This window comes from Viridibacillus arenosi (assembly GCF_001955655.1).
Classification (GTDB): domain Bacteria; phylum Bacillota; class Bacilli; order Bacillales_A; family Planococcaceae; genus Viridibacillus; species Viridibacillus arenosi.
Window position 1 is genome coordinate 107,904 of sequence record NZ_MSPW01000002.1, and the last position, 25,602, is coordinate 133,505.

At 36.7% G+C, this 25,602-nt stretch carries 24 protein-coding genes; 19 read left to right on the forward strand and 5 right to left on the reverse strand.

All coding sequences use genetic code 11. From position 1 onward, the window contains the following. Positions 1 to 8: 8 nt before the first annotated feature. Both BK137_RS04420 and hisJ read right to left on the reverse strand, forming a co-directional pair. Entirely contained in the window at positions 9 to 494 is a 486-nt protein-coding gene (locus tag BK137_RS04420) for a GAF domain-containing protein (protein WP_038187855.1), read from the reverse strand. A gap of 19 nt (positions 495 to 513) precedes the next feature. Then, positions 514 to 1,311: a histidinol-phosphatase HisJ gene (gene hisJ, locus BK137_RS04425; RefSeq protein WP_038187852.1), complete on the reverse strand. Its 798-nt coding sequence runs from the start codon at positions 1,309 to 1,311 to the stop codon at positions 514 to 516. A 148-nt stretch (positions 1,312 to 1,459) separates the two neighbouring features. Here hisJ and ezrA point away from each other — a divergent pair, with 148 nt between their 5' ends. From ezrA to BK137_RS04475, 10 genes are all read left to right on the forward strand, one after another. After that, complete coding sequence (gene ezrA, locus BK137_RS04430; RefSeq protein ID WP_038187849.1) at positions 1,460 to 3,151, forward strand: septation ring formation regulator EzrA; 1,692 nt, start codon at positions 1,460 to 1,462, stop codon at positions 3,149 to 3,151. Positions 3,152 to 3,228: 77 nt separating this feature from the next. Next, a complete protein-coding gene (locus tag BK137_RS04435; RefSeq protein WP_038187847.1) occupies positions 3,229 to 4,377 on the forward strand; it encodes a cysteine desulfurase family protein in 1,149 nt (382 codons plus the stop codon). Beyond that, positions 4,374 to 5,576, forward strand: a complete 1,203-nt coding sequence (thiI, locus tag BK137_RS04440) for a tRNA uracil 4-sulfurtransferase ThiI (protein ID WP_038187845.1) — start codon at positions 4,374 to 4,376, stop codon at positions 5,574 to 5,576. The genes BK137_RS04435 and thiI overlap by 4 nt, the downstream gene beginning before the upstream one ends. An 80-nt stretch (positions 5,577 to 5,656) precedes the next feature. Next, positions 5,657 to 5,857 carry an alpha/beta-type small acid-soluble spore protein gene (locus tag BK137_RS04445; protein WP_038187843.1) on the forward strand — a complete coding sequence of 67 codons (201 nt, stop codon included), beginning with the start codon at positions 5,657 to 5,659 and terminating at the stop codon, positions 5,855 to 5,857. A 175-nt stretch (positions 5,858 to 6,032) separates the two neighbouring features. Beyond that, positions 6,033 to 7,610 (forward strand): acyl-CoA synthetase MbcS, encoded by a 1,578-nt coding sequence (gene mbcS, locus BK137_RS04450; protein WP_038187842.1) that lies wholly within the window; start codon positions 6,033 to 6,035, stop codon positions 7,608 to 7,610. 142 nt (positions 7,611 to 7,752) lie between these two features. After that, the gene (rarD, locus tag BK137_RS04455) at positions 7,753 to 8,649 is read left to right on the forward strand and encodes an EamA family transporter RarD (protein WP_038187840.1); all 897 of its coding nucleotides are present in this window, start codon (positions 7,753 to 7,755) and stop codon (positions 8,647 to 8,649) included. Positions 8,650 to 8,723: 74 nt separating this feature from the next. After that, positions 8,724 to 9,746 (forward strand): signal peptide peptidase SppA, encoded by a 1,023-nt coding sequence (gene sppA, locus BK137_RS04460; protein WP_038187834.1) that lies wholly within the window; start codon positions 8,724 to 8,726, stop codon positions 9,744 to 9,746. 13 nt (positions 9,747 to 9,759) lie between these two features. Further along, positions 9,760 to 10,386, forward strand: a complete 627-nt coding sequence (locus tag BK137_RS04465; RefSeq protein ID WP_076034307.1) for an RDD family protein — start codon at positions 9,760 to 9,762, stop codon at positions 10,384 to 10,386. A gap of 24 nt (positions 10,387 to 10,410) precedes the next feature. Continuing rightward, entirely contained in the window at positions 10,411 to 10,917 is a 507-nt protein-coding gene (gene tpx / locus BK137_RS04470) for a thiol peroxidase (RefSeq protein WP_038187829.1), read from the forward strand. Positions 10,918 to 10,991: 74 nt separating this feature from the next. Continuing rightward, entirely contained in the window at positions 10,992 to 11,927 is a 936-nt protein-coding gene (locus tag BK137_RS04475) for a class I SAM-dependent methyltransferase (RefSeq protein ID WP_038187824.1), read from the forward strand. A gap of 52 nt (positions 11,928 to 11,979) precedes the next feature. Here BK137_RS04475 and BK137_RS04480 read toward each other — a convergent pair whose 3' ends face one another. Next, positions 11,980 to 12,435, reverse strand: a complete 456-nt coding sequence (locus BK137_RS04480; protein ID WP_038187813.1) for a universal stress protein — start codon at positions 12,433 to 12,435, stop codon at positions 11,980 to 11,982. Between the two features lie 295 nt (positions 12,436 to 12,730). On the opposite strand from BK137_RS04480, the gene ald reads away from it, so the two are divergent. After that, complete coding sequence (ald, locus tag BK137_RS04485; RefSeq protein ID WP_038187804.1) at positions 12,731 to 13,846, forward strand: alanine dehydrogenase; 1,116 nt, start codon at positions 12,731 to 12,733, stop codon at positions 13,844 to 13,846. An 85-nt stretch (positions 13,847 to 13,931) separates the two neighbouring features. Here the strand turns inward: ald and BK137_RS04490 are convergent, their stop codons facing one another. Then, the gene (locus BK137_RS04490) at positions 13,932 to 15,020 is read right to left on the reverse strand and encodes a M24 family metallopeptidase (protein WP_038187794.1); all 1,089 of its coding nucleotides are present in this window, start codon (positions 15,018 to 15,020) and stop codon (positions 13,932 to 13,934) included. Between the two features lie 143 nt (positions 15,021 to 15,163). Here BK137_RS04490 and BK137_RS04495 point away from each other — a divergent pair, with 143 nt between their 5' ends. Both BK137_RS04495 and BK137_RS04500 read left to right on the forward strand, forming a co-directional pair. Then, positions 15,164 to 15,844 carry a metal-dependent hydrolase gene (locus BK137_RS04495; RefSeq protein ID WP_038187791.1) on the forward strand — a complete coding sequence of 227 codons (681 nt, stop codon included), beginning with the start codon at positions 15,164 to 15,166 and terminating at the stop codon, positions 15,842 to 15,844. 104 nt (positions 15,845 to 15,948) lie between these two features. Beyond that, the gene (locus BK137_RS04500; RefSeq protein WP_038187790.1) at positions 15,949 to 17,259 is read left to right on the forward strand and encodes a DRTGG domain-containing protein; all 1,311 of its coding nucleotides are present in this window, start codon (positions 15,949 to 15,951) and stop codon (positions 17,257 to 17,259) included. Between the two features lie 43 nt (positions 17,260 to 17,302). On the opposite strand, the gene BK137_RS04505 is transcribed toward BK137_RS04500, so the two are convergent. Continuing rightward, the gene (locus BK137_RS04505) at positions 17,303 to 17,620 is read right to left on the reverse strand and encodes a YtpI family protein (protein WP_038187789.1); all 318 of its coding nucleotides are present in this window, start codon (positions 17,618 to 17,620) and stop codon (positions 17,303 to 17,305) included. 204 nt (positions 17,621 to 17,824) lie between these two features. Between BK137_RS04505 and BK137_RS04510 the strand changes: the two genes are divergently transcribed. The 6 genes from BK137_RS04510 (at position 17,825) to pfkA (ending at position 25,589) form a co-directional block, all read left to right on the forward strand. Then, a complete protein-coding gene (locus BK137_RS04510; protein WP_038187788.1) occupies positions 17,825 to 18,766 on the forward strand; it encodes a DHH family phosphoesterase in 942 nt (313 codons plus the stop codon). Between the two features lie 22 nt (positions 18,767 to 18,788). Next, entirely contained in the window at positions 18,789 to 21,881 is a 3,093-nt protein-coding gene (gene dnaE, locus BK137_RS04515; RefSeq protein WP_143691001.1) for a DNA polymerase III subunit alpha, read from the forward strand. Between the two features lie 137 nt (positions 21,882 to 22,018). Then, entirely contained in the window at positions 22,019 to 22,672 is a 654-nt protein-coding gene (locus tag BK137_RS04520; protein ID WP_038187787.1) for a FadR/GntR family transcriptional regulator, read from the forward strand. After that, positions 22,669 to 23,532, forward strand: a complete 864-nt coding sequence (gene accD, locus BK137_RS04525) for an acetyl-CoA carboxylase, carboxyltransferase subunit beta (protein ID WP_038187786.1) — start codon at positions 22,669 to 22,671, stop codon at positions 23,530 to 23,532. Before BK137_RS04520 ends, accD begins: the two co-directional genes overlap by 4 nt. Positions 23,533 to 23,534: 2 nt before the next feature. Beyond that, a complete protein-coding gene (gene accA, locus BK137_RS04530) occupies positions 23,535 to 24,488 on the forward strand; it encodes an acetyl-CoA carboxylase carboxyl transferase subunit alpha (RefSeq protein WP_038187785.1) in 954 nt (317 codons plus the stop codon). 144 nt (positions 24,489 to 24,632) lie between these two features. Continuing rightward, on the forward strand, positions 24,633 to 25,589 hold the full coding sequence (gene pfkA / locus BK137_RS04535; RefSeq protein WP_038187784.1) for a 6-phosphofructokinase: 957 nt from the start codon (positions 24,633 to 24,635) through the stop codon (positions 25,587 to 25,589). Positions 25,590 to 25,602 lie beyond the last annotated feature (13 nt).

A 25,602-nucleotide genomic window follows, 5' to 3' on the forward strand; every position in this document is an offset into this window, starting at 1 on the left:
TTGGCATTTTAGAATGAAAGATGTTTCGTTAATACGTGCACAAAGTGTTCTATACCTTTACGATCATCATCTGAAAAGCGATTTTGAATAGGACTATCGATATCAAGTACACCTAAAAGTTTACCCTCAACGATGATTGGGACAACAATTTCTGATTGAGAAGCCGCATCACAAGCAATATGACCTGGAAATGCATGCACATTTTCGACGACGATTGTTTCTTGTTTCGCTGCTGCAGTACCACAAACTCCACGTCCAATTGCGATATGGACACAGGCAGGTAACCCTTGGAATGGTCCTAACAATAATTCTTCGTTTTTATGTAAGTAAAATCCACACCAGTTAATGGTGTCTAAAAATTGATTTAATAATGCGGAGGCATTGCTTAAATTAGCAATTGTATCTGTTTCGCCTTCTAATAAAGCATCAAGTTGCTTCGCTAATAATGCATATTGTTCTGCTGAGTTGCCAGTATAAGAAGATTGTGTAAACATTTCATCTCTCCATTCTATATTATCTTAAAGGGAAAATTTTATCATAGTGTTGATGTAAATCCGTAACTTGATGAGCGTCAGAGCCAAAAACAATTGGGATTTTTAGTGCGTCAGCAAGTTTAACATATTGTAATGGAGGATAAGGTTCTTTACAATCTTTTTTTGACAAGCCGGCTCCGTTGACATCTAGTTCATAGTCCTTGACGGCCATCAGTTGTAAAATCTCTTCGATTTGTTTATGATCATCGATTTTTTGTTGATGTGCTAATTGGAATTTATGAACGAGTGTCGGGTGACCGATTCGCTTTGGTTTGTAAGGTCCTAAATCAGCAGAAATAGATTCTTTTACTGTTTCATAATATAAATTGTAAATTTCTTTAACTGTTCCAACTGATTCTGCAAATTCCAGGAACGTCTCACTTGAAAAATCAATACATGTATAGGTATTGTCATGTTTTAAAAAATGAACTGATAGAATAGCATCGTCCAACTGAGGACCGATAACATTTAAAAAGTCCCGTGTTTGTTGTTCATAACCGGAAATAAAATCGACTTCTAAGCCAATACGGATACGAATTTGTGAGGCATATTGTTTTTTTAATTCCTTTAACTTCTCTATGTATGGAATTAAATGTTCGGCTTCCATACCACTATCCTTCATAGGTGTAGGGTCAATAAAGCCACTAGGAAGAGGTGCGTGTTCTGTAAATGTAATGTCGGTAAATCCGAAATTGATTGCTTTTTTTATGTATTTCTCAAAATCATCAGTCGTTCCGTGAGGGCAAAAAGGTGAGTGAATGTGAGCATCTCGTTTCATGAAATATTCCTCCAACTTGTATAATATAGTGAAATGGCAGATATTTTTTTAAAATACGTGCAAACGGTAAACAAATTCACCGAAAACATGGTAATATTAAGGTTAATTAATTGGCTGAAATAGTGATTTAGGAACAGGGGGTCTTACGATGCAGTATATCATTCCCGTTATAATCGTACTATGTATTATAGTAGCATTCATTTTTATTTTGCGTCGAAAACATAATAAAGAAATTCAGAGGTTGGATCAGAAAAAACTTCAAATTCAAAACAAACCCGTTTTGGAAGAGTTAACAAAAGTGAAAGCTCTGAATATGAATGGTCAAACAGAAGAGATGTTTGAGCGCTGGCGCAATAAATGGACGGAGCTTATGGACGTTGAAATGCCTAAAATCGACGTGCTATTATTTGATGCTGAAGAACTTGTGGATAAATTCCAGTTTGGCAAAGCGACTGACATTGAAAAAGAAATTGAATCACGTATTAATGAGTACGATCAAGAGATGATCCAAATTTTAAAAGAACTTGGTGAATTAATCGGTAGTGAAGAGAAAAACAGAATTGAAATTGAACAGCTGAAGGATCAGTATCGTTCAGCTAGAAAAACGTTGTTAGCTCATCAGTATTCATATGGTCCTGCTGCAGGTCCGTTAGAAAAACGTCTGGAGACATTTAATCCGAAATTTGAAGAATATGAAGTACTAACAGAATCAGGTAACTATTTACAAGCAAGAGAAATTGTTATTATGTTAGATGAAGAAGGTCAACATATTTTCAAATTGATAAATGAAATTCCAGCATTATTAACGGATATTCAGCATAAGATTCCATCTCATATTCATGAACTACGCAATGGTCAACGCGAAATGGAAGAGCAATCTTTCTTCTTAAAACATTTAGAACTGAATGGAAAGTTAGATGTAATGGAAGAAAGTATTGATGAATTTAAACAACAAATTGCTGATTTGAACATAACTTCAGTACAGCATCGAGTAAATGAAATCAAAGATGAAATCGATTCATTTTATGATGCATTAGAAAAAGAAGTGATGGCTAAGCGATTTGTTGATGAAAACTTTGAACAAATTGGTACACGATTAGAAAATGTTATTGTATCAACTGATGAAACAGCAAAAGAAGCAGAAGAAGTTCAAAAAGGATATCATTTATCAGAAAAAGATGCTGCACTTCCTTCAAATTGTAAACAACAATTGATGTCAGTTCGTCAGAGATATGAATTACTATCTATTCAAGTAAAAGAAGAGCAATCTGCCTATTCTAGCTTACAAGAGGAGTTAAAGGGAGTTAAAGAAGAGACAGAACGTTTATTTGAAGAGCAAGATCGATTTGCTGATCGTTTAAAGAGTCTAAGAATTGATGAAAATAAAGCAAGAGCTACACTTGGAAATCTAAAGCAGTTATTGCATGAAACAGATCGCATGTTAAATAAGGCAAATATTCCAGGAATTCCAGAAGAAATGGATATCCGTTTAGAAGAAGCAGAAGAACAGTTATTTATAGTTGTTCAAAGCTTAAAAGAAGTTCCATTAAATATGGTAGCCGTACATAAGAATTTGGATACCGCTGAAAAATGTATTCAAGATGTACATAATACAGCAACAGAAATGCTTGAAAACGTATTATTAATTGAAAGAATTATTCAATATGGTAACCGTTATCGTGCATCCAATCCAACAATGCACCAACGATTATTAGAGGCTGAGCAGGCATTCCGGGAATTCCGATATGCAAAAGCGCTAGAAAATGCTGCAACAGCCGTAGAAGCAGCCGAACCAGGTGCTATGAAAAAAATTCAAGTACTTGCCAAAGACGACAATTGACGTTCATAATAAGAGAAGCATAAAGCCACCGCACGGTAGAGTGCAGGTGGCTTTCTTTTGGAAGGAAGGTTACACAATTGATTTATCTCGATCATAGCGCGACGACAAAACCAGATTCAGCCGTATTGCAAACTTTTATACAAGCGAATGAACGATATTACGCAAATCCAGCTTCCCTTCATCAAATGGGTACAGAAGCCAATACATTATTAATGAAAGCAAGAGAGCAAATCGCACAAATTTTAAAAACAGAGCCTGAGCATATAATTTTCACATCAGGTGGAACAGAATCAAATAATTTTGCTATTAAAGGTCTTGCTAGAGCCAATCAGCATCGTGGCAAACATATTCTAATCTCCGCTATCGAACATCCATCTATCATCGAAAGTGCTCGTCATTTAACAAATGAAGGCTTCGAATTAGAATTTATTGACGTCGATAATAACGGAGGGATTATACTATCGGATCTGCGAAGTAAAATTCGTAAAGATACGGTGCTCGTTAGTATAATGCATGTAAATAATGAAATGGGAGCTATTCAACCGATTTCGGAAATTGCAAAGATTATACGCCCAAATAGCCGTGCGTTTTTCCATGTGGATGCAGTACAAAGCTTCGGAAAATTGCCAGTGCAATTTCAAGGAGATAATGGTCCAGATGCTTTAACTATTTCTGGTCATAAAATAAATGGCTTAAAAGGAACAGGGTTATTAGCTTTTTCAAAGCGCATTAAAATTCAACCGATACTACATGGTGGCGGACAAGAATTAGGCTACCGTAGTGGAACTGTTGCAGTGCCACAAAATGTTGCATTAGCAAAAGCCATGCGCCTAGCTGTGGAGCAAATGGCAGAGAATACAACGAAATTTAGAAAGTGGCGCGAGGATCTACATGTATTTTTAAATAAAATTTATCATGTCCATGTTATTTCAAGTAACGATGGTGCACCACATATTATAAGTTGCAGCGTAAGAGGCTTAAAAGGTGAAGTTGTTGTCAATGCATTGCAAAGTGAAGGCTTTATCGTTTCCACATCTAGTGCGTGTTCCTCAAAAGATTCAAGTATTAGTCATGTTATAGAAGCACTTCAAATAGAAGAAAGTTTTGAAAAGGGTGTTATTCGTATAAGTCTTGGCAATGGCTTAACCAATTCAGATATCGAACAATTTAAAGTAGTATTTGCGAAAATGATGAAACAATTAAAAGGAGAGACAATTCAACTATGAAATGGCATGAAATACTAATACGTTACGGTGAATTAACAACAAAAGGACGTAATCGAAAACAATTTATCACACGTTTAAGAGAAAATTTACGATTTTCATTTGCAGATATACCAGATATGAAAATTCGTGCAGAACGAGATCGTATGTATATTAGCAGTGATAATGACGAAGATATGGAAGAACTGATTAAACGCTTACCAACAGTTTTTGGCATTCATTCTTTTAGTCCAGTTGCAAAATGCGAACCGACTTTGGATGCAATGAAAGAACTTGCGATTAATATTATGAAATCAATCAATACAGATGGTAAAACGTTTAAAGTAAATGCAAAACGTTCAGATAAAAGATTTCCATTAGACACTTATGAGTTACAACTTGAAATGGGTGGACATGTTCTAAGTAATATTCCAAATTTACATGTTCAAATGAAAGAACCTGAAATCGAACTTCGTATTGAAGTACGTGAACATGCAGTATATATGATGGTAGAAGTAATTCCTGGAGCAGGTGGTTTACCAGTCGGTGCAAACGGAAAGGCATTGCTATTATTATCTGGAGGTATCGACAGTCCAGTTGCAGGCTATTATATGATGAAACGCGGAGTGCGAATTGAGGCAATTCATTTCTTTAGCCCACCATATACAAGTGATCGTTCACTTGAAAAAGTTAAAGATTTAGCTGAAAAAATGAGTCGTTTAGGCGCGAATGTACGTCTGCATATCATTCCATTCACTGAAATTCAACAAGTAATCCAACAACAAGTTCCAGAAAATGTAACTATGACATCGACACGTCGTATGATGATGAAGATTTCAGATGCAGTACGTGAAGAAATAGGTGCAACTGCAATTGTAACGGGTGAAAACTTAGGACAAGTAGCAAGCCAGACTTTAGAAAGCTTAGCTGCTATTAATGAAGTAACTTCAACGCCTATTTTACGTCCATTAATCACATACGATAAATTAGAAATTATCGATGTAGCAAGAAAAATTGACACATACGATATTTCAATACGTCCATATGAGGACTGCTGTACGGTATTTACACCAGCAAGTCCAAAAACAAAACCGAAATTAGAGAAAGTTGTATATTACGAAAGCTTTACTGACTTCGATGAAATGATTCAAAAAGCGGTGAAAAACCGCGAAATTCATACGTTTCCGAAGCAGAAGCAAGATGAATTTGCAGATTTACTCTAATAGAAGAAAGAATTTCCTGTAATTTGCCCGTATGAAATCCCTCCTTCAGCGCATTCTATATTCACAAGGAGGTGATACACATGGCAAATTCAAATTCAAATCCACTTGAAGTAGCAGGTGCTAAACAAGCGATCGACCAAATGAAATACGAAATCGCACAAGAATTCGGAGTGCAACTTGGTCCAGACGCATCATCGCGTGCTAACGGTTCCGTTGGCGGAGAAATCACTAAGCGATTAGTGCAAATGGCAGAGCAACAATTAAAAGGTTACAACAAATAATCAAATGATTATGTAACCAAAGGAGAAGCCGGTGGCAGATTTGTCATCGGCTTCTTTTTATGTTATTTTTGTTACCTAGTACTAAGACTTGATGGTGTATGTGAGTTGTGCAAATTTTGAATTTTCTGTATAATATAAATGTTCTTAATATGAGCATCTTAAGGGGGAGTTTTTCATGAAACGCGAAGATTTACTTGCGCCAGAAGACTATAATTTAGTTGTGGAATTTGAAAAGTATATACATGATGAGGCAAGGAAAGCCATTGTTTATGAAAACGAAAACGGTAATACAGATGAAATCACTTATGCTGGTTTAATAAAAAAGGCAAATAAAGTGGCGAATGTATTTACTAACCATGGCTTAAAAAAAGGTGATGTAATCCTTATTATGGTGCCTCGTTTAATCGAAGCATATGTTACTTATGTAGCTGCACTAAAAGCAGGATTAGTTGTCATTCCTAGTTCTGAAATGTTACGTGCTAAGGATATCGATTATCGCCTTGTACATAGTGAAGCCAAAGCCATTGTTTCTTATGAGCCATATATTGAACAATTTGATGAAGTAAAACATTTAGAAGGCTTAAAACTTTTTGTTATTGGTCAAGCACATAAACCATGGATTGAACTTATTCAAGAAGCAGAAACAACATCTGAACAATTTGAAATGGCACCGACAAAAAATACAGATATGGCGTTTTTATCATATACAAGTGGTACTACAGGGAATCCTAAAGGTGTTGTCCATACGCACGGTTGGGCTTACGCACATTTAAAAACAGCGGCAGCTCATTGGCTTGGTATTGAAGATGGTGATCTAGTATGGGCAACTGCAAGTCCTGGTTGGCAAAAATGGATTTGGAGCCCGTTTCTATCGGTATTAGGAAGTGGAGCTACTGGTTTTGTTTATAATGGCAAATTTGAAGCAACAAAATACCTGCAACTATTAGAAAAAAATAAAGTAAATGCATTATGCTGTACACCAACGGAATATCGTATTATGGCGAAAGTGGACGGTTTAGGAGAATATAATCTAACTGCATTACACAGTGCCGTTTCTGCAGGAGAACCGTTAAATCGCGAGGTAATCGATGTGTTTGCCAGACTTTTTGACTTAGAAGTGAGAGATGGCTATGGGCAAACAGAAAATACATTATTAGTCGGTACGATGAAGGGAATGGAAGCAAGATCAGGTTCAATGGGGAAACCAACACCAGGCAATATCGTTGATGTTGTTGATGAATATGGTAAACCATGCGAGGCTGGCGAAGTTGGCGATATCGCTGTTCATGTATCAACGCCTGCCCTTTTTAAAGAGTATTTAAAAGATCCGGAAAGAACTAGCATGCAATTCCGTGGTGATTATTACATTACAGGAGATCAAGCTAAAAAGGATGAAGATGGATATTTCTGGTTTGAAGGGCGTTCTGACGATATTATTATTAGTTCAGGATATACAATTGGACCATTTGAAGTAGAGGATGCTTTAGTTAAACACCCTGCAGTACAAGAGTGCGCGGTGATTGCAAGTCCAGATGAGATTCGCGGTAATATCGTAAAAGCATTTGTCGTTTTAAAAAATAAAGAAGATAAAGGTTCAACTACTCTTATTCAAGAGTTACAAGACCATGTGAAACAGCTAACAGCTCCTTATAAATATCCGAGAGCGATTGAGTTTATAGATGAATTACCTAAGACAACTTCGGGTAAAATCCGTCGTGTTGAATTAAGAAATCTAGAATTAAATAAAGCATAATGGTTGCGAATTAGAAGGTCTATAGTCACTGCAATATCGCAGAGGGATAGGCCTTCTTTTTTATGTTACGTTTACTTTCGCACACTAAAGTCATATAATTATAGCGGTAATCTATAAACTTAATATAGAAAGAGGTGTTACTATGCAAGAAGAAAAGAAAGGTATACTTTCTGCCTTAGGAGCTTATATAATATGGGGGATCTTTCCACTTTATTGGAAAGGGTTACAACATGTTGCAAGCGAAGAGGTTTTAGCAGGACGAGTAATTTGGTCATTTATTTTAACGTTATTATTTGTGGTCATCATGAAGCAAGGAAAAACGTTATTATTGGATTTTAAACAGTTATGGCAACAACCAAAATCATTTTGGTTACTCGTTACTGCAGCTTATTTAATTTCACTAAATTGGTTTTTATACATATGGGCTGTTAATAATAATCATATCGTCGAGTCAAGCTTAGGTTACTATATGAATCCATTAGTATCTGTCTTATTAGGGATATTCTTTTTAAAAGAAAAACTATCTAAAGCACAAGTATTGTCTTTCATAATTGCCGCAATTGGCGTTTTAATATTAGTTATTTCATATGGTCAGATTCCTTGGCTGTCATTCGGTTTAGCATTGACATTTGGTGTGTATGGTTTACTGAAAAAGAAAGTGTTAGTTGATGCCACAAGGGGATTAGTTTTAGAGACATTCTTTATATTACCTGTCGCCGTGGCATATTATGTTTATGTTTATTTCCACGGAAATATTTCATTTTTACATACTGATTTGAAAACGGATGTACTTATTATTGGAACGGGTATTGTAACTGCGGTGCCATTAATATTATTTGCTACTGGAGCGCAGAAGATTCCATTATATTTAGTTGGATTTATCCAATATGTATCACCAACTATAATGTTATTTTTAGGTGTAATTGTTTATGGGGAATCATTTAGTGGAATAGATTTATTATCATTTTCATTCATTTGGGTAGCATTAATATTATTTTCAATTACTAAAATTATAGAAGTAAGAAAATCTAAAAATTAGTAATTTGAAAAAAATCGAAACATTTAGAAGTTTGGTTCGTAAGTTAATAGAAGGCAAAAGGAGGAAAAGAGAAGATGAATACAAAAAGATGGATCGCTTTAGGAGCAGCTGCATTATTATTCGTTACTTCGATTGGTGTAAATACTGTATTAAAAGTTGCTACGACGGATTTTACATCAAAATTCGATAACGTGCTTAATATGTCTAATGGTACTACATACAGTGAAATGCCAATCGAATCAGGTGACTTAAATAAAAGAATTGCTGTTTTATCCGTAAACGGTACAATTCAAGACAACGGAGGTTCTGGTTCTTTACTAGGCGGAGCTGCAAGCTATAATCATCAGTTCTTTATGAATCAATTAGAGTCGATTATAGATGATAAATCTGTTAAAGGTGTAGTATTAAAAGTAAACTCACCAGGTGGTACTGTTATTGAATCGAAACAGATTTATGACAAGATAAAAGAACTTCAACAGAATCGTGAAATTCCATTGTATGTATCTATGGGATCAATGGCTGCTTCAGGTGGTTATTATATTTCAGCACCAGCTGATAAAATCTTTTTAGATGAAGAGACGATGACTGGATCAATTGGTGTAATCATGCAAGGCTTGAATTACGGTAAATTAGCAGAAAAATATGGAATTGAATTTCAAACAATCAAAACAGGTAAGTACAAAGATATAATGAGCTCTACACGTGAAATGACGTCTGATGAGCGCGATATGTTACAGGAAATGATTAATGATTCTTATGAACGTTTTGTTGATGTTATTGAAGATGGCCGTGGCATGAGTGAAAAAGATGTTAAGAAAGTTGCTGATGGTCGAGTATTAAATGGTACACAGGCTATTAAAGCTGGCTTAGCTGATGAATTTGGTTATGCAGAAGATACGATTGAAGCGATGAAAAAGGATCATAAACTAGAAGGTGCTGAAGTTTTTGAATATGCTACTTCAGAAGATTGGACTTCACTATTCTCTGTGAAAATGAACAATCTATTTGGCGCCTCTGCTGAAACACAAGCAATTAGTAAAATTCTTTCTAACTACAATTCTGCACCACGTATGATGTATATGTACGGTGATGAGTAAGGGGCGATGAAAATTGACGGAATTTGTTGAGGTACACACGATTAGTCAAGAGCCGGTACAGGTTAGAAAAATAGAACAATATCAGTTAAAACCAGCAGGCTTCTGGGTGAGGTTTTGGGCTTATTTATTAGATTTAGCTATCATTAGTGCAATTTCTGGCTTAACAGTGAATCCGATTGTGACTATACTTGGAATCGATACTGATAATGCGCCATGGTATGCACCTGTAGCAATTGTTTCTAGTGTTATTTTCTATTTATATTTTGTTATTATGACGAAATTTTGGAATCAAACAGTAGGGAAAATGGTCTTTGGACTGAAAGTGGTCCATGTAAAGGAAGAAAAGTTAAAGTGGGGTACGGTTATTTTCCGAGAATGGATTGGGCGATTCTTTTCTGCTACTTTACCAGTCATCTACTGGATGGTAGCTTTTACACCAAATAAAAAAGGATTACATGATTATATTGCAGATACAATTGTAGTTCATGAAAATACTTATGAAAAACATGATAAGATGGTACGAGTGGAACATAAAAAAACTACTGTTGCTGAATCAAAAGAAGAGGAAAATCTATCAATTAATAAAGAAGCAGTCGATTCTGAGGTTTCTCAGTTGCAAGAGCCTAAAAGCTTCGAGTAAGATTAAATACAAGGAGGCGTTGAAATGGTACAAGTAACATTTAAAAATAACCCTGTAACATTAGTAGGTAACGAAGTAAAAGCAGGTGATCAAGCACCTGCTTTTACAGTGGTAGCTCCAGATCTTTCTGAAAAAACATTACAAGATTATGAAGGTAAAATTCGTTTAATAAGCGTAGTACCTTCAATTGACACAGGTGTTTGTGATGCACAAACACGTCGTTTCAATGAAGCTGCTTCTGAGTTAGGCGAAGACGTAGCCATTTTAACAATTTCATGTGACTTACCATTCGCTCAAAAACGCTGGTGCGGTGCGAACGGAATCGAAAATGTTTATACACTATCGGATCACCGTAATATGTCATTCGGTGATGCTTATGGTGTACATATGAAAGAACTTCGTTTATTAGCGCGTTCTGTTTTCGTTGTAGACCAAGATGGAAAAGTTGTTTATGCAGAGTATGTATCAGAAGGTACAAACCACCCAGATTATGAAGGTGCATTAGCAGCTGTTAAAGAACTAGTGAAATAAGGATTCTAATAATTAAAACAACATGAAACCCACTCTGTCTTTTATGAGTGGGTTTCACGTTTGAAGGAGTATATATGGAAACAATTGAAAAACTCTTTTCTTTTATTAATGACAATGCTCAGAAGATAGAGAAAGAACAAGAATTAACCTATTTAGATAGTGTTTTAGAAGTATTGAATGCATGGTTAGATGGCGATAATGTACCGGCTGGAAAAGTGGCTTCAAAAGAAGATATTCGTAAGGCGATTCAACTGGCTATTTTAAAAGGGATGCGTGAAAACGCACAACCTAATCACCAAATGACTCCAGATGCATTGGGGTTATTAGTTGGTTATTTCGTGGAACAATTTATGGATAGTGAAGAGAATGATGGTGCTAAAATCAAACTTCTTGATCCAGCAGTTGGTACGGGGAATTTGCTATTAACCGTGATGAATTTATTACAAGACCGTGCAGATGGAGTTGGAGTAGATATTGACGAGCTACTAATTCAATTAGCGGCCGCGGCAGCTGATTTAACAGAGCAGCCAGTTTCACTTTTCCGTCAAGACGCATTGCAAAATTTAATGATAGATCCGGTTGATGCAGTAGTCTGTGATTTACCAGTAGGGTATTATCCAAATGAAGAAGTAGCAAAAGAATTTGAATTGAAGTCTACTGAAGGTATGACATATGCGCATCACTTATTTATCGAGCAGTCGTTAAAATATTCGAAGGATGGCGGATATTTATTCTTCTTAGTACCAGAGAATATTTTTGAATCAGAACAAGCACAAGGTTTGTATAAATATTTACAAAAAACAGTGTGGATTCAAGCAGTAATTCAATTACCGAGTTCACTTTTTTCAAATAAAGCACATTCGAAGAGTTTATTTATCTTACAAAAGAAAAGTACTGATGGAAAGCCTGTGAAAGAAGTACTACTTGCTAAAGTGCCTAGTATGACGAATAAGCAAGCGTTAGAAATGTTCTTTACAAAAGTACAAATTTGGAAAAAAGAGCAGAAATAATACGTAAAAAAGAGACCCTAATTATTATTAGGAGCCTCTTTTTATTTAATAACTATTCAGCGTCAGGTTCTGGTGTACGTACTACAAGTACATCACATTTAGCAGAGCGAACGATGTTTTCAGAAACACTACCGATTAGGAAGCGTTCAACAGCATTTAAACCTGTTGCACCACAAATGATTAAATCTACTTCGTATTTTTTAGAGATTTCTTTTGTAATAATTGTTTTTGGGGAACCGTATTCGATTAAAACTTTAACATTTTCTACACCAGCTGTTTCAGCATCTTTTTTATAGCCAGCAAGCAATTCTTGAGCAAAAGTTTGAGCGCGTTCAGCAATTGAACGGTCATATGCTTCAACAGCAGCAAAAGAACGAGTGTCGATTACGTTTACTAAATTTAACGTTGCGTTGTTACGTTTAGCAATTCCAACAGCTTTTTTGAACGCCCATTTTGCTTCTGCAGAACCGTCTACAGCCACGATGATATTGTTATAAGATAATGTCATATGTAATTCCTCCTTTATATTTAATATTATTATACCACCCAATAGAAACAAATAAACACCATAATATTGAAGTTATTGTGAAGGCTTTCCAAAAAAAGTGTGAACAATTGGGTATGAATATTGAATTTTGCAAAAGACTTATATTGATAGAATTATTAAAAAATATAATTTTCTAAATTAATACACAAATGAGTGTTAAAATCTGTTAGAATGAACTTGTTTTTAAGTAGAGTTACTTGTTCATTTTATTAATACAACAAGAGTTAATATCTTTTCACAATTAGGAGGATGGATTATGAAGATTGGTATTCCAAAAGAGATTAAAAACAATGAAAACCGTGTTGCTATGACACCTGCTGGGGTGGTCAACTTAACAGTTTTCGGACATGAAGTATTCATCGAAAAGGGAGCCGGTCTAGGATCTGGTTTTGGAGATGAAGATTATTTAGCTGCTGGGGCACATATTGTAGGGACAGCTGAAGAAGCTTGGTCTCAAGAAATGGTGATGAAGGTAAAGGAACCAGTTGCATCTGAATATGGTTATTTCCATGAAGGACTTATTCTGTTTACTTATTTACACTTAGCACCAGAGCCAGAATTAACACAAGCATTGCTTGATAAAAAAGTTGTAGGGATTGCTTACGAAACAGTGCAACTTCCAAATAGATCATTGCCTTTATTAACACCGATGAGTGAAGTTGCAGGACGCATGGCAACTCAAATTGGTGCTCAGTATCTTGAGAAAATGGAAGGCGGTAAAGGTATTCTTCTTGGTGGTGTACCAGGAGTAACACGTGGTAAAGTCACTATTATTGGTGGAGGAATGGCTGGTGCAAACGCAGCGCAAATTGCAATTGGTATGGGTGCTGACGTAGCAATAATCGACCTAAGCCCAGAACGTTTACGCGTATTAGATGACCAATTTGGTCGTGATGTTCAAACTCTTATTTCAAATCCATTCAATATTGCTGAGTCTGTAAAAAATTCAGATTTAGTAATTGGAGCAGTGCTTATTCCAGGTGCAAAAGCGCCTAAGCTTGTAACAGAAGAAATGATCAAGTCAATGTCACCTGGTTCTGTAGTAGTTGATATTGCAATTGACCAAGGTGGTATTTTCGAAACTTCTGATCGTATTACTACCCATGATAATCCTACTTATGTGAAACATGGAGTAGTGCATTATGCAGTAGCAAATATGCCAGGAGCTGTGCCACGTACTTCAACAATGGCTCTTACAAACAATACTGTTCCTTACGCTTTGCAAATTGCAAACAAAGGCTATCAACAAGCTTGCTTAGACAATGAAGCATTGAAAAAAGGATTAAATACGCTAGATGGTCATGTCACTTTTGCAGCTGTTGCAGAAGCATTAAACCATCCTTATGTAGATGCAAATACATTATTAAGATAATGAAAGCAAGAGTCACTTAGTAATTTTACTAAGTGGCTTTTATATGAAAAAGGACTACTCAATAGATGAGTAGTCCTTTTTGTTACTAAAGAATGATTAGTTCTTTTGGATATTTCGTTAGAACTTCCACGCCATCTTTTGTTACATATACGTCGTCTTCGATACGAACACCAGTAACATCCCCTTTGTAAATACCAGGTTCGATTGTAAATACCATTCCTTCTTGAAGAGCCATTTCGTTTGCACCGTGAACAGATGGGAATTCATGTACAGAAATGCCCAAACCGTGACCTAGACGGTGTGTGAAATATTCGCCGTAGCCAGCATCAGTAATCACGTCACGAGAAATCTTATCTAAATCCATCGCACGAACGCCAGGTTTAACAGCTTCAATAGCAGATTCGTTGGCGTTGCGAACAGCTTCATAAATTTCTTTTTGAGCGGATGTTGGCTCACCAAATGACACTGTACGTGTAATATCAGAGCAATAGCCATTATAGACAACACCTAGATCAAATAAGATGAAATCGCCTTTTTCAATTTTACGTTCACCAGGATTACCATGTGGAGAAGCAGTTTTCTTACCACTTAAAACCATTGTGTCGAATGACATATACACGCCTTTTTTCTTCATAGCTAGTTCAATGGCAGATAATATTTCAAGTTCAGTTTTACCTTCAGCAATTTCACTACAACCTACTTCAATAGCATAATCTGCAAGAGCAGCTGCTTGTCGTAAGTTTTCAAGCTCTTCTTCTGATTTCACTAAACGCATGTTGTTTAGTTGGTCATCAAAACCAACAAATTTTGTGGCAGGGAAAAAGTCATTAAGAGCTTCTAAACGTTCAACAGTTAAATGTGATTTTTCGATTGCAATATTTTGTAATGAAAGTCCACGTGCTTCTGCTGCTTGATGTAATAGTGCCCATGCATTATCAGTGTCTTCATGACCAACTACTTCATGAGACCAGCCTGCAGCTTTAGCATCAGGTACTTCCATTTTAGGGCAAATTAAAAATGGTTCAGCATCTTGGAAAATCATTACTCCAAGTAGTCTTTCGTGTGGATTACTTTTAAATCCAGATACATAAAACACATTATCAGGTGTTGTTACAAATGCAGCGTCAATACTTTGTTCTTTTAAATAGTTTGAAATAGTTTGTATTTTACCCATTATTAATCCCCCTTGGATTGATTTAATAGACCATGGCTAAACGAGCGCCTAAGGTACTATATTATTAGAATACCAAAAAAGAAGGAGAAAACGTATTGATAACGAATATTTTTTGTAAGTCGAAATATTAGGAGGATTTAATTATGAAAGTTTCATATCACGGGCATTCAATTGTGAAGATTCAGGTGAATGGTTATACGATTTTAATCGATCCTTTTATTAAAGGTAACAAATTAACAGATTTAAAAGTGGAAGACCAAAAGCCGGATGTGATTTTACTGACGCATGGACATAATGACCATGTCGGGGATACGGTGGAGATTGCAAAAGCAGTTGATGCTTTAGTAGTCGCACCTGATGAACTAGCGAGTTATTTGTCCTGGCAAGGCGTTAGAACGCATCCACTACATATAGGGGGCTCTCATGTATTTGATTTTGGAAAAGTTAAATTGACACAAGCATTCCACGGCTCTTCCTATACGACAGAGAATCGTGAAATTATTTATACAGGTATGCCATCTGGTATTTTATTTTTTGCAGAGGGTAAGACAGTTTATCATGCAGGAGATACAGCGTTATTTAGCGATATGAAATTAATAGGGGAGCGCCATCCAATTGACCTAGCATTTTTGCCAATTGGAGATAATTTTACAATGGGACCTGAAGATGCAGCATATGCGGTCTCATTTTTGAAACCGAAAGTTGTCGTTCCCGTGCATTATAATACATTCCCGGTTATCGAACAGGATCCAAATAACTTTGCTGAAATGGTGTCGATAACTGAAGTGAAAGTATTGAATCCAGGAGAAGAACTGGAGATTTGATTAAAAAACCTGAAAGAATATGTCTTTATTGGTTTTTCAACTAATGAATATGACCAGAATGTGGTACACTTAAGCAACAATGATGTTGGAAAATAGGTGATTTTATGGCTACAAAACATGAGAAGATTCTTCAATATATAGAATCACTTCCTGTAGGGGATAAAATTTCTGTGCGACAAATCGCAAAGGATATTTCCGTGAGTGAAGGAACTGCTTATCGTGCAATTAAAGAAGCAGAAACGAGAAGACTCGTTAGCACGATTGAGCGTGTTGGAACGATTCGAATAGAGAAGAAGAAAAAAGAGAATATTGAAAGACTTACTTTTGCTGAAATCGTTAATATAGTGGATGGACAAGTTCTAGGCGGTAAAGATGGTTTGCATAAAACACTGACGAAATTTGTCATCGGTGCGATGAAGCTTGAGGATATGATGCGTTATACCGATGCAGGTAGTCTTTTAATTGTTGGGAACCGTGGTCGTACGCATGAAAACGCCCTAAAAGAAGGTGCGGCTGTTTTGATAACAGGCGGCTTTGATACGGCGGAAGAAACAAAAAGACTTGCTGACGAGTTAGAATTACCAATTATTTCGACTAGTTACGATACGTTTACTGTAGCAACAATGATTAACCGTGCTATTTATGACCAATTGATTAAGAAAGAGATTTTATTAATTGAAGATATTTTCGTCTCAATGAAAGATACTGCTTTCTTAAAATCGACGGATACGGTTCGCGAGTATCATTTATTAAATGCTTCAACGACTCATGGAGGATTTCCGGTAGTGGATAAGCATCATAAAATTGTTGGTATCGTGACCTCACGTGATGTAATTGGTAAACAAGATGATGACCCTATTGATCGACTAATGACACGTAATCCTATTACAGTGTCGATGAAAACTAGTGTTGCAACGGCAGGGCATCGAATGATCTGGGAAGGCATTGATTTACTACCGGTAGTCAATGATCAAGGATTGTTACAAGGTGTGATTAGCCGTCAGGATGTTTTAAAGGCGTTACAAATGGCGCAAAGGCAGCCTCAACATGGTGAAACAATAGATGACCTAGTAAAAAATGAAATCAAGATGGCGCGAGACACTGAGGAAACTACAGTAGAGTTTACCGTAACACCTCAAATGACAAACCAATTTGGTGCCATTTCGTACGGTGCATTTACTACTTTACTAGTAGAAGCAGGTTCTAGTGCGCTTAAAAAATTTAAGCGCGGTGAAAGTGTCGTAGAGAATATGACAATTTATCATATGAAACCGGTTCAAATGGAGACATCATTAGTCGTAAAACCACGCATTTTGGATATGAGTCGTAAATTTGTAAAAATGGATTTCGAAGTTTATAGTGAAGCTATCTTAGTTGGTAAAGCGATGATGACCTTCCAATTATTAGAGCGCTAAACGTATTGAATTCGACAAAAAAAGTGATGCACAGTACTGTGCATCACTTTTTATTCAAACGGTATTCTTCTTCAACAAATTGTCCATAGTGGCGAACTCGTTTATTATAATTAAACGCAGTAAATAGGCCGAAAATAACTAAAACTGCACATACAATATACGTTAAAGTAGTGTGGTAAATAATAATTTGGTTGATACCAAAAATAACTAATAAGCCACCTAAAGCTACACCCGCACGACTCGAATACCATTTTTTGCGAATAGGTAAATCAGAACGGAATTGTTTTGTTTTAAGGTAAAAATAAAAAACAACTGTAATAGCAATTAAAATTGCTAGAACAACATTCAAAATATTAGACATGGTGTTCCTCCTATAAAAGCAAATCTGACTCTAGTTTAACGATAAATACAGGAAAAAGCGAGTAGAAAAACAAAGGAAACTTGTTATATAGAGAGACTATGAGAGATTAAATTTTTCAGTATATATCCTTTGATAAAATCTATTAAGCAAACCTTTGTATAGCTGGGATTTAGAGGGTTCACAATCATTTAAAGGAGAATCAAAATGAAACGACAAATTATTGACACAATTAAACAATATGACACAATTATTATTCATCGTCACGTTAGACCAGATCCAGACGCGTACGGCTCACAAATGGGTCTGCAAGCTATTTTACAAGCGACTTATCCGGAAAAAACAGTATATACAACGGGTGAACATGAAGAATCACTTTCATTTCTTGGAGAGCCTCAGGTTGTTGCTGATAAAGAGTTTGAAAATGCTCTTGTCATTGTTACTGACACAGCTAATACTGAGCGTGTCGATGATCAACGTTACAAACAAGGGAAGTTTTTAATTAAAATAGACCATCATCCAAATGATGATGCATATGGAGATATGCTGTGGGTCAACACAAATGCAAGCTCTTGCAGTGAGATGATCTATGATCTATTCACAGAGGGTAGAAAAGTAGCGGATTGGAAAATGGATAGTAAAGCAGCTCGATTCTTATTTGCGGGAATCGTTGGTGATACTGGACGTTTTATCTATCCGAGTACAACAGAAACGACATTTAATACTGTTGGGGAACTAATCAAATATAATTTTGATCGTACAGAATTATTTGATGGTATGTATGAATTGAGCCGAGAATTGCTGCATATGCAAGGTTATATGTTCCAAAATTTTGTGATGGATGATAATGGTGCAGCTTATATTAAATTAACAATTGAAGTTTTAGAGCAATTTGGCGTGACTGCTTCCGATACTTCTCTTTTAGTAGGATCATTAGGTAATGTTAAAGGGATTAAGGCTTGGGTGATTTTTGTTGAAGAGGCAGATCAAATTCGTGTTCGCTTACGTTCAAAAGGACCAATTATTAATACTCTTGCAAAACAATATAATGGTGGAGGCCATCCAATGGCATCTGGCGCTACTATTTATAAATGGGAAGAATCAGAAGAGGTTATCTCGAAATTAAAAGAACTTTGTGCAAAATACTAACTATCGAAAGGAAGAGATGAAGTTGCAAAATGTATATCCACAAATTGTGACGGCTGCGGATATGTTAAAAAGTACGATTCGCATTGAGGAGCTCATTTCTTTCTTACAGCAAGAACATGCGAAGGCAGCAGCAATCGTCAATTCTAAATTGTACGGCTTGTTGCCTTTTTGGCGTGCATTAAAAAAAGCCGAGATTCATCCAGTTATTGGTTTAACCGTTCGTGTGCAATTTAGAGAACATCAAGTACGATCTGTCGTTTTGTATGCGGCTACTCAGCAAGGTTATCAACATTTGCTGAAAGTAACTTCCGCTATGTCTATTCGGGAAGGAGAAGTATTACCATTACGCTGGCTTGAGGGGTATCAAGAGGGTTGCATACTGATGGTACCTATGACTTCACCAGACTGGATAGCTGAAGGTTCGTTTGAAGATGTACAAGCACTACAAGGTATTTTTGGTAAAGGTAGATTATATGTTGGGATCGACAGACCTGGTGGTTTGAAGTCTGATATAGAACAGGATATTATTAGCTATTGCCACGAACAAGAATTACCTATTTGTGCGACTCATCTATGTACATTTATGCGTGAGGAACATGCTTTTTCTTTTGAAGTAGCTAAAGCTATTGAACAAGGGATGAAGATGAACATTAGCGATCAATTAACTGCACGCGAGCGCCAACAGTTTGTACCTTTTAACAGGCAATGGCAGGATTGGTTTGCAGATTATCCTGAGTGGCTTTTGTCGGCTGAGGAAATGTTACTTAGTTGTCAGGTTGATCTAGCATTCGACAAATTTTTGATGCCTAAGTTTCCAACGCCAAATAATGAGACAGCTTTTTCATTACTTGAAGCGAATAGCTTGAGAGGACTACAAGAACGGGTACCAAATGCCAGTGCAGATTATATAGAGAGACTGCATTATGAATTAGGAATCATTCAAGAAATGGGCTATGCAGATTACTTTTTAATCGTTTCAGACTATATTCAATACGCGAAAAGTAAGCAAATTTTAACGGGACCAGGTCGTGGTTCGTCAGCGAGTTCACTTGTTGCCTATACTTTACGTATTACAGATGTTGATCCACTACAGTATGGTTTATTATTCGAACGTTTCTTAAATCCAGAGCGAATTACCATGCCAGATATTGACGTTGATTTCGCAGATCATCGTCGGCAAGAAGTGATTCAATATGTTTCTGATAAATATGGGAAAACATATACATCACAAATCATTACATTCGGTACGTTATCTGCTAAAGCAGTTGCAAGAGATGTTGCACGCGTATTTGGCTTCACCAGTGAAGAGTTGTCAAAAATTTCCTCACTTATTCCTAATAAGGTAGGTATTACCTTGAGAGAAGCTTTAGCGGAATCTATATCATTACGTGATTGGATTGCAGCTTCAGATATACGTCAAAAATGGATTGAAGTTGCTTTAAATCTAGAGGGATTGCCACGAAATGCGTCGACGCATGCCGCGGGTGTTGTACTTTCTCCAGAGCCTTTAGTAAATATTGTTCCTATTGAGCCAGGTAACGATGGGCTCTATATAACGCAGTGGCCGATGCAAGAAGTAGAATCCATCGGCTTATTAAAAATGGATTTCCTAGGTTTACGTAATTTGACCATTTTAGAGCGTATTCGTTCAATGATTTACTACGATACACGGAAGTTTCTTGACTTTGAAAAAATTCCATTACATGACCCCTCGACCTTCAAGTTGTTGCAACAAGGCGATACAACAGGTGTTTTCCAATTAGAGTCAGATGGTATGCGCCAAGCATTACGTGACATAACGCCAACTGCTTTTCAAGATATCGTGGCAATCATTGCGCTGTATCGTCCAGGTCCAATGGATTTTATTCCTGTTTATAGTAAAAGGAAGCACGGTGGCGAAGCTGTAATCATGCCACATCCAGTACTTGAACCTATTTTAAGAGAGACGTATGGTGTCATTGTGTATCAGGAACAAATCATGCAAATTGCTTCAGTGATGGCAGGATTTACGATGGGAGAAGCAGATATTTTACGTCGAGCAGTTAGTAAAAAGAAGAAGGAAATATTAGATGCTGAACAACAACATTTCGTGAAAAACTCTGTAGCAAAAGGGTTTACTGAGCAAGTAGCTGTGGAAGTTTACGATTTAATTGTTCGTTTTGCAAATTACGGTTTCCCAAAAAGTCATGCAGTTGCATATAGTGTCATTACTTATCATATGGCGTATCTAAAAGCGAATTTTCCTACGTATTTTTACGCTGCACTTTTGACAAGTACTATAGGAAATCAAGATCGTCTTATGCGCTTATTGCAAGAGGTAAAACAAAAAGGAATAACTGTATTGCCACCATCTGTTCATCATAGCGGCCGTACATTTCGAGTGGAAAATGGTGCTATTCGTTTTGCGCTTTCTGCAATAAAAGGTGTCCCACAATCATTTTTAACAAAACTTTTAAGCCTACGTAAAAACGGTCATTCCAACTGGGCTGATTTATTTGATTTTGCGCTTGATATGACAGGTGTTCATTTCACTAGAAAAGCATTGGAACCATTAATAAAAGCCGGAGCGCTGGATGACTTTGGTAGAAATCGTGGACAACTGTTAGCTTCTATTGAAGCGGTGGTCAAACATGCGAATTTATATCGACCAAATGATGAAGAGAGTCTATTAAGCGATGGCGATTTTTTATTCGGTAAACCCAAATATGCAGACGCAAGCTTGATGCCAGAAAAGTTATTGTTGCAATATGAAAAAGAGGTGCTTGGATTTTATATGTCAGAGCATCCAATTTTGAAATTAAAGAAAGAGTTGCAAATAGATTCAATGTCTGCTGCAAATATTTTAGAAATACAAGGTCGAAAATATGTGAAAATGCTCGGAATCGTTTCTGGGATTAAGCAAATTCGCACGAAAAAAGGCGAACAAATGGCGTTTATCGACCTAGAAGATGAATCTGGTATGCTTTCAATAACGATCTTTCCTCGTGAATATATCCATATTCAAGAATGGTTACAAGAGGAGCAAATCGTTTTGGCAGAAGGTTTTGTTGAGCCACGCAACGGTAAGGCGCAGATGATTGTAAAAAAATTAATAACGGAACTAACTGAAAAATAGATTAAACGACTAAAACTGTGTGATTTTCGCACAGTTTTTTTATTTTTACTTTACTCTTCGAAAGATTTTATGTATGCTATTATCAAAAGTGGTCAGACCACTTTTTTTACAACTTATATTGTCCAAGGAGAAATTCGATGAGTGCAGAAAAACCAACTTCTAAAATGTTTTTACAAATTGTCAGTGAACTACGAGCTTTAATACGTGATGAAAATATTCCGGCAGGTGGTAAAATTCCATCAGAGCGTGTACTAGCTGAGCGTTTGAATGTTGGAAGGTCATCTGTAAGAGAAGCACTACGCAGTTTAGAGCTACTTGGACTCATTGAAACGCGTAGAGGCGAAGGAACATTCTTAACCGATTTTCGAAATCATAAACTAGTAGAAGTATTGTCTACCTTCATTTTGCAAGAAGGAACAGATCTAGAAAATGTGAACGAAACACGAAAAATTCTTGAACGTGATGCAATTCGTATCGTGTCTTCAAATGAAACATTACGAAAGTTACCAGTATGGGAAAGTTTGTGGCGTAATCTTGAAACTGAAGGTGTAATTGCGCGCGAAGATGTTATGAGGGAAATCGTTATCGCATCAGAAAATCGCCTTGTACTGAAAATGTGGATTCTGTTAAAGCAATATGGAAAAGAGATGTATAGTGGACTTTCTACCGAGCATGAACAGCCTATGTTACAAACCTTTATAAGTGAATTAATGATAGGAAATACTGCTGAAGCAATAAGCTGGTTTGAAAAATGGACCGAATTGCTACATAAGGGGAGAGATATTTTATGAGTATAAAAGATTTATTTAAAACCAATAAAATTAAAAATAAAGCACGTATTTCTATAAAACGTGAAGAAAATGATGTGCCAGAAGGAATCATGACAAAATGTCCTGACTGTCGTCATGTAGAGTTAACAAAAGATTTAGTGAAAGGGTTAAAAGTTTGTTCAAAGTGCGACCATCACTACAAAATGACAGCATATGAGCGTGTTGATATTTTCTTCGATGAAGGCACATTTAAATCATTGGATGATCACTTACATTCTATTAATCCATTAGAGTTTCCTAGCTATATAGAAAAGATTCAATCAGATATAAAGAAAACAGGATTAAATGAAGCAGTATTAACGGGTGTTGGTGAGTTAGATGGCGAACAGATCGTAGTAGCGATTATGGATTCGCATTTCCGTATGGGTTCAATGGGTTCTGTAGTTGGTGAGAAGATCACCCGTGCAATTGAAAAGGCCACTGAATTAAGTGCACCATTTATCATTTTCACAGCGAGCGGTGGCGCTCGTATGCAAGAAGGCGTGTTATCTCTTATGCAAATGGCGAAAACGAGTGTTGCCTTACAACGTCATAGTGCGGAAGGCAATTTATTTATTTCAATCATGACACACCCAACAACTGGTGGAGTTTCTGCAAGTTTTGCATCTCTTGGAGATATCAATTTAGCTGAGCCAAAAGCGTTGATTGGCTTTGCGGGACGTCGTGTTATTGAACAGACAGTTCGCGAAAAGTTACCAGAGGATTTCCAAACTGCAGAATTTCTATTGGCACACGGTCAGTTAGATGCGGTGGTAAATCGTAAAGATATGCGCAAAACAGTTTCAACAATCGTTAAGCTTCACGTAAAGGAGGCGCAATAATAATGGTGAAATACTTACCGTTCGAAGCACCACTTATGCAGCTTCGTGAAAAAATTAATGAATTAAAAGAATTCACTGCTAATGCAGATGTTGATATGTCGAAAGAAATTAGTCAGCTTGAGGACCGTTTTAGTAAATTAGCTAAAGAAATTTATGATAATATCCAACCTTGGGACCGAGTGCAAATTGCTAGACATCCTGAACGCCCAACTACAAAAGATTATATAAATGCTATTTTTGATGATTTTATCGAGTTTCATGGTGATCGAAACTTTGGTGATGATGAGGCGATTATCGGAGGTATTGCCTCTTTTGAAGGCCGACCAATTACAATTATTGGCCATCAAAGAGGGAAGGATACAAAAGAGAATATTCGACGTAACTTCGGTATGCCACATCCGGAAGGCTATAGAAAGGCACTACGCCTAATGAAGCAAGCTGAGAAATTTTCAAGACCAATTATATGTATGATTGATACAAAAGGTGCGTATCCTGGTAAAGCCGCAGAACAACGTGGACAAAGTGAAGCTATAGCACGCAATCTATTCGAAATGGCGGGGCTAAAAGTTCCAGTCATCAGTATAGTTATAGGTGAAGGTGGTAGTGGTGGTGCACTTGCTCTTTGTGTAGCTAACCAAATCCACATGTTGGAAAATGCAACTTTGTCTGTTATTTCACCAGAAGGAGCTGCTTCAATTTTGTGGAAGGATGCGACTTTAGCACAAAAAGCTGCAGAAGCTATGCGTATTACTGCACCGAACTTAAAGGAAATGGCAATTATAGATGAAATTATCCCTGAAGTGTTAGGTGGGGCGCATAATGATGTAGCACAACAAGCTCTCAATATGAAGACAGTTCTAAGGGATTCATTAGAACAGATGAAAAATTTAACAGCTGATGAATTGATACAAAATCGTTATAATAAATTCAGAACTATTGGGGTTTACGCTGAATAGTAACAATTAAATTTTGGGGTGGGCTGAATCTGTATCGATATATTCGATACACGAAACAGCCTATTTCTTTCGACGCAATACTGACACAGAATACTATTTCGTGTTAATGTCTTAATAGTGACGCTTGTAGGAGGAATGAATCATATGAAAAAAATTGGTGTTTTAACAAGTGGTGGAGATGCACCAGGCATGAATGCAGCTGTCCGCGCAGTTGTCAGGAAAGCTTTATATCATGATTTAGAAGTTGCAGGTATTTACTATGGCTATCAAGGGCTGATAGAAGGACAAATTGAAAGTTTAGATCGCGGTTCTGTAGGGGATATTATTCAACGTGGAGGTACGAAATTACATTCTGCACGTTGTCTAGAATTCAAAACAGAAGAAGGACAACTTAAAGCAATTGAACAGTTGAAAAAGCATGGTATCGAAGGGTTAGTTGTTATCGGCGGGGACGGTTCTTATCGAGGGGCTTTGGAGTTAACGAAGCGTGGTTTCCCTTGTGTAGGCGTGCCGGGAACAATTGATAATGATATTCCAGGAACAGATTATACAATAGGTTTTGATACAGCTTTGAATACTGTAATTGATTGTATTGATAAAATTCGTGATACAGCAACATCTCATGAACGAACATTTATCATTGAAGTAATGGGTCGTGATGCAGGTGATTTAGCTTTATGGGCTGGTCTAGCTGGTGGTGCTGAAACGATTTTGATTCCTGAAGTACAACATGATTTAGACGAACTTGTCACTCGTTTAGAACAAGGTTATGACAGAGGGAAAAAGCACAGTATTATTATTGTTGCTGAAGGTGTTATGTCTGCGAGTGATTTGGCAAAAAAACTTTCGGAAAAAAATATTGAAACAAGAGTTTCAGTTTTAGGTCATATCCAACGTGGCGGATCGCCGACAGCACGCGACCGTGTACTAGCAAGTACTTTTGCTGCGAGAGCAGTAGAATTATTAATTGAGCACCGTGGCGGTCTTGCAGTTGGCATGAGAAACCATGTGGTGGTAGACTATGACTTAGCAGAGGCATTTAAGAAAGAACGTAATACAGACTTGTCAATGTACACTTTATCAAAAGAATTATCGATTTAATTAAATTGGAGTG

What these genes read in the sequence shown, in the direction of transcription:
- BK137_RS04420 (WP_038187855.1), bottom strand. Translation starts at nt 494, where the DNA reads ATGTTTACACAATCTTCTTATACTGGCAACTCAGCAGAACAATATGCA.
- hisJ (WP_038187852.1), bottom strand. Translation starts at nt 1,311, where the DNA reads ATGAAACGAGATGCTCACATTCACTCACCTTTTTGCCCTCACGGAACG.
- ezrA (WP_038187849.1), top strand. Translation starts at nt 1,460, where the DNA reads ATGCAGTATATCATTCCCGTTATAATCGTACTATGTATTATAGTAGCA.
- thiI (WP_038187845.1), top strand. Translation starts at nt 4,374, where the DNA reads ATGAAATGGCATGAAATACTAATACGTTACGGTGAATTAACAACAAAA.
- BK137_RS04445 (WP_038187843.1), top strand. Translation starts at nt 5,657, where the DNA reads ATGGCAAATTCAAATTCAAATCCACTTGAAGTAGCAGGTGCTAAACAA.
- mbcS (WP_038187842.1), top strand. Translation starts at nt 6,033, where the DNA reads ATGAAACGCGAAGATTTACTTGCGCCAGAAGACTATAATTTAGTTGTG.
- rarD (WP_038187840.1), top strand. Translation starts at nt 7,753, where the DNA reads ATGCAAGAAGAAAAGAAAGGTATACTTTCTGCCTTAGGAGCTTATATA.
- sppA (WP_038187834.1), top strand. Translation starts at nt 8,724, where the DNA reads ATGAATACAAAAAGATGGATCGCTTTAGGAGCAGCTGCATTATTATTC.
- tpx (WP_038187829.1), top strand. Translation starts at nt 10,411, where the DNA reads ATGGTACAAGTAACATTTAAAAATAACCCTGTAACATTAGTAGGTAAC.
- BK137_RS04475 (WP_038187824.1), top strand. Translation starts at nt 10,992, where the DNA reads ATGGAAACAATTGAAAAACTCTTTTCTTTTATTAATGACAATGCTCAG.
- BK137_RS04480 (WP_038187813.1), bottom strand. Translation starts at nt 12,435, where the DNA reads ATGACATTATCTTATAACAATATCATCGTGGCTGTAGACGGTTCTGCA.
- ald (WP_038187804.1), top strand. Translation starts at nt 12,731, where the DNA reads ATGAAGATTGGTATTCCAAAAGAGATTAAAAACAATGAAAACCGTGTT.
- BK137_RS04490 (WP_038187794.1), bottom strand. Translation starts at nt 15,020, where the DNA reads ATGGGTAAAATACAAACTATTTCAAACTATTTAAAAGAACAAAGTATT.
- BK137_RS04495 (WP_038187791.1), top strand. Translation starts at nt 15,164, where the DNA reads ATGAAAGTTTCATATCACGGGCATTCAATTGTGAAGATTCAGGTGAAT.
- BK137_RS04500 (WP_038187790.1), top strand. Translation starts at nt 15,949, where the DNA reads ATGGCTACAAAACATGAGAAGATTCTTCAATATATAGAATCACTTCCT.
- BK137_RS04505 (WP_038187789.1), bottom strand. Translation starts at nt 17,620, where the DNA reads ATGTCTAATATTTTGAATGTTGTTCTAGCAATTTTAATTGCTATTACA.
- BK137_RS04510 (WP_038187788.1), top strand. Translation starts at nt 17,825, where the DNA reads ATGAAACGACAAATTATTGACACAATTAAACAATATGACACAATTATT.
- BK137_RS04520 (WP_038187787.1), top strand. Translation starts at nt 22,019, where the DNA reads ATGAGTGCAGAAAAACCAACTTCTAAAATGTTTTTACAAATTGTCAGT.
- accD (WP_038187786.1), top strand. Translation starts at nt 22,669, where the DNA reads ATGAGTATAAAAGATTTATTTAAAACCAATAAAATTAAAAATAAAGCA.
- accA (WP_038187785.1), top strand. Translation starts at nt 23,535, where the DNA reads ATGGTGAAATACTTACCGTTCGAAGCACCACTTATGCAGCTTCGTGAA.
- pfkA (WP_038187784.1), top strand. Translation starts at nt 24,633, where the DNA reads ATGAAAAAAATTGGTGTTTTAACAAGTGGTGGAGATGCACCAGGCATG.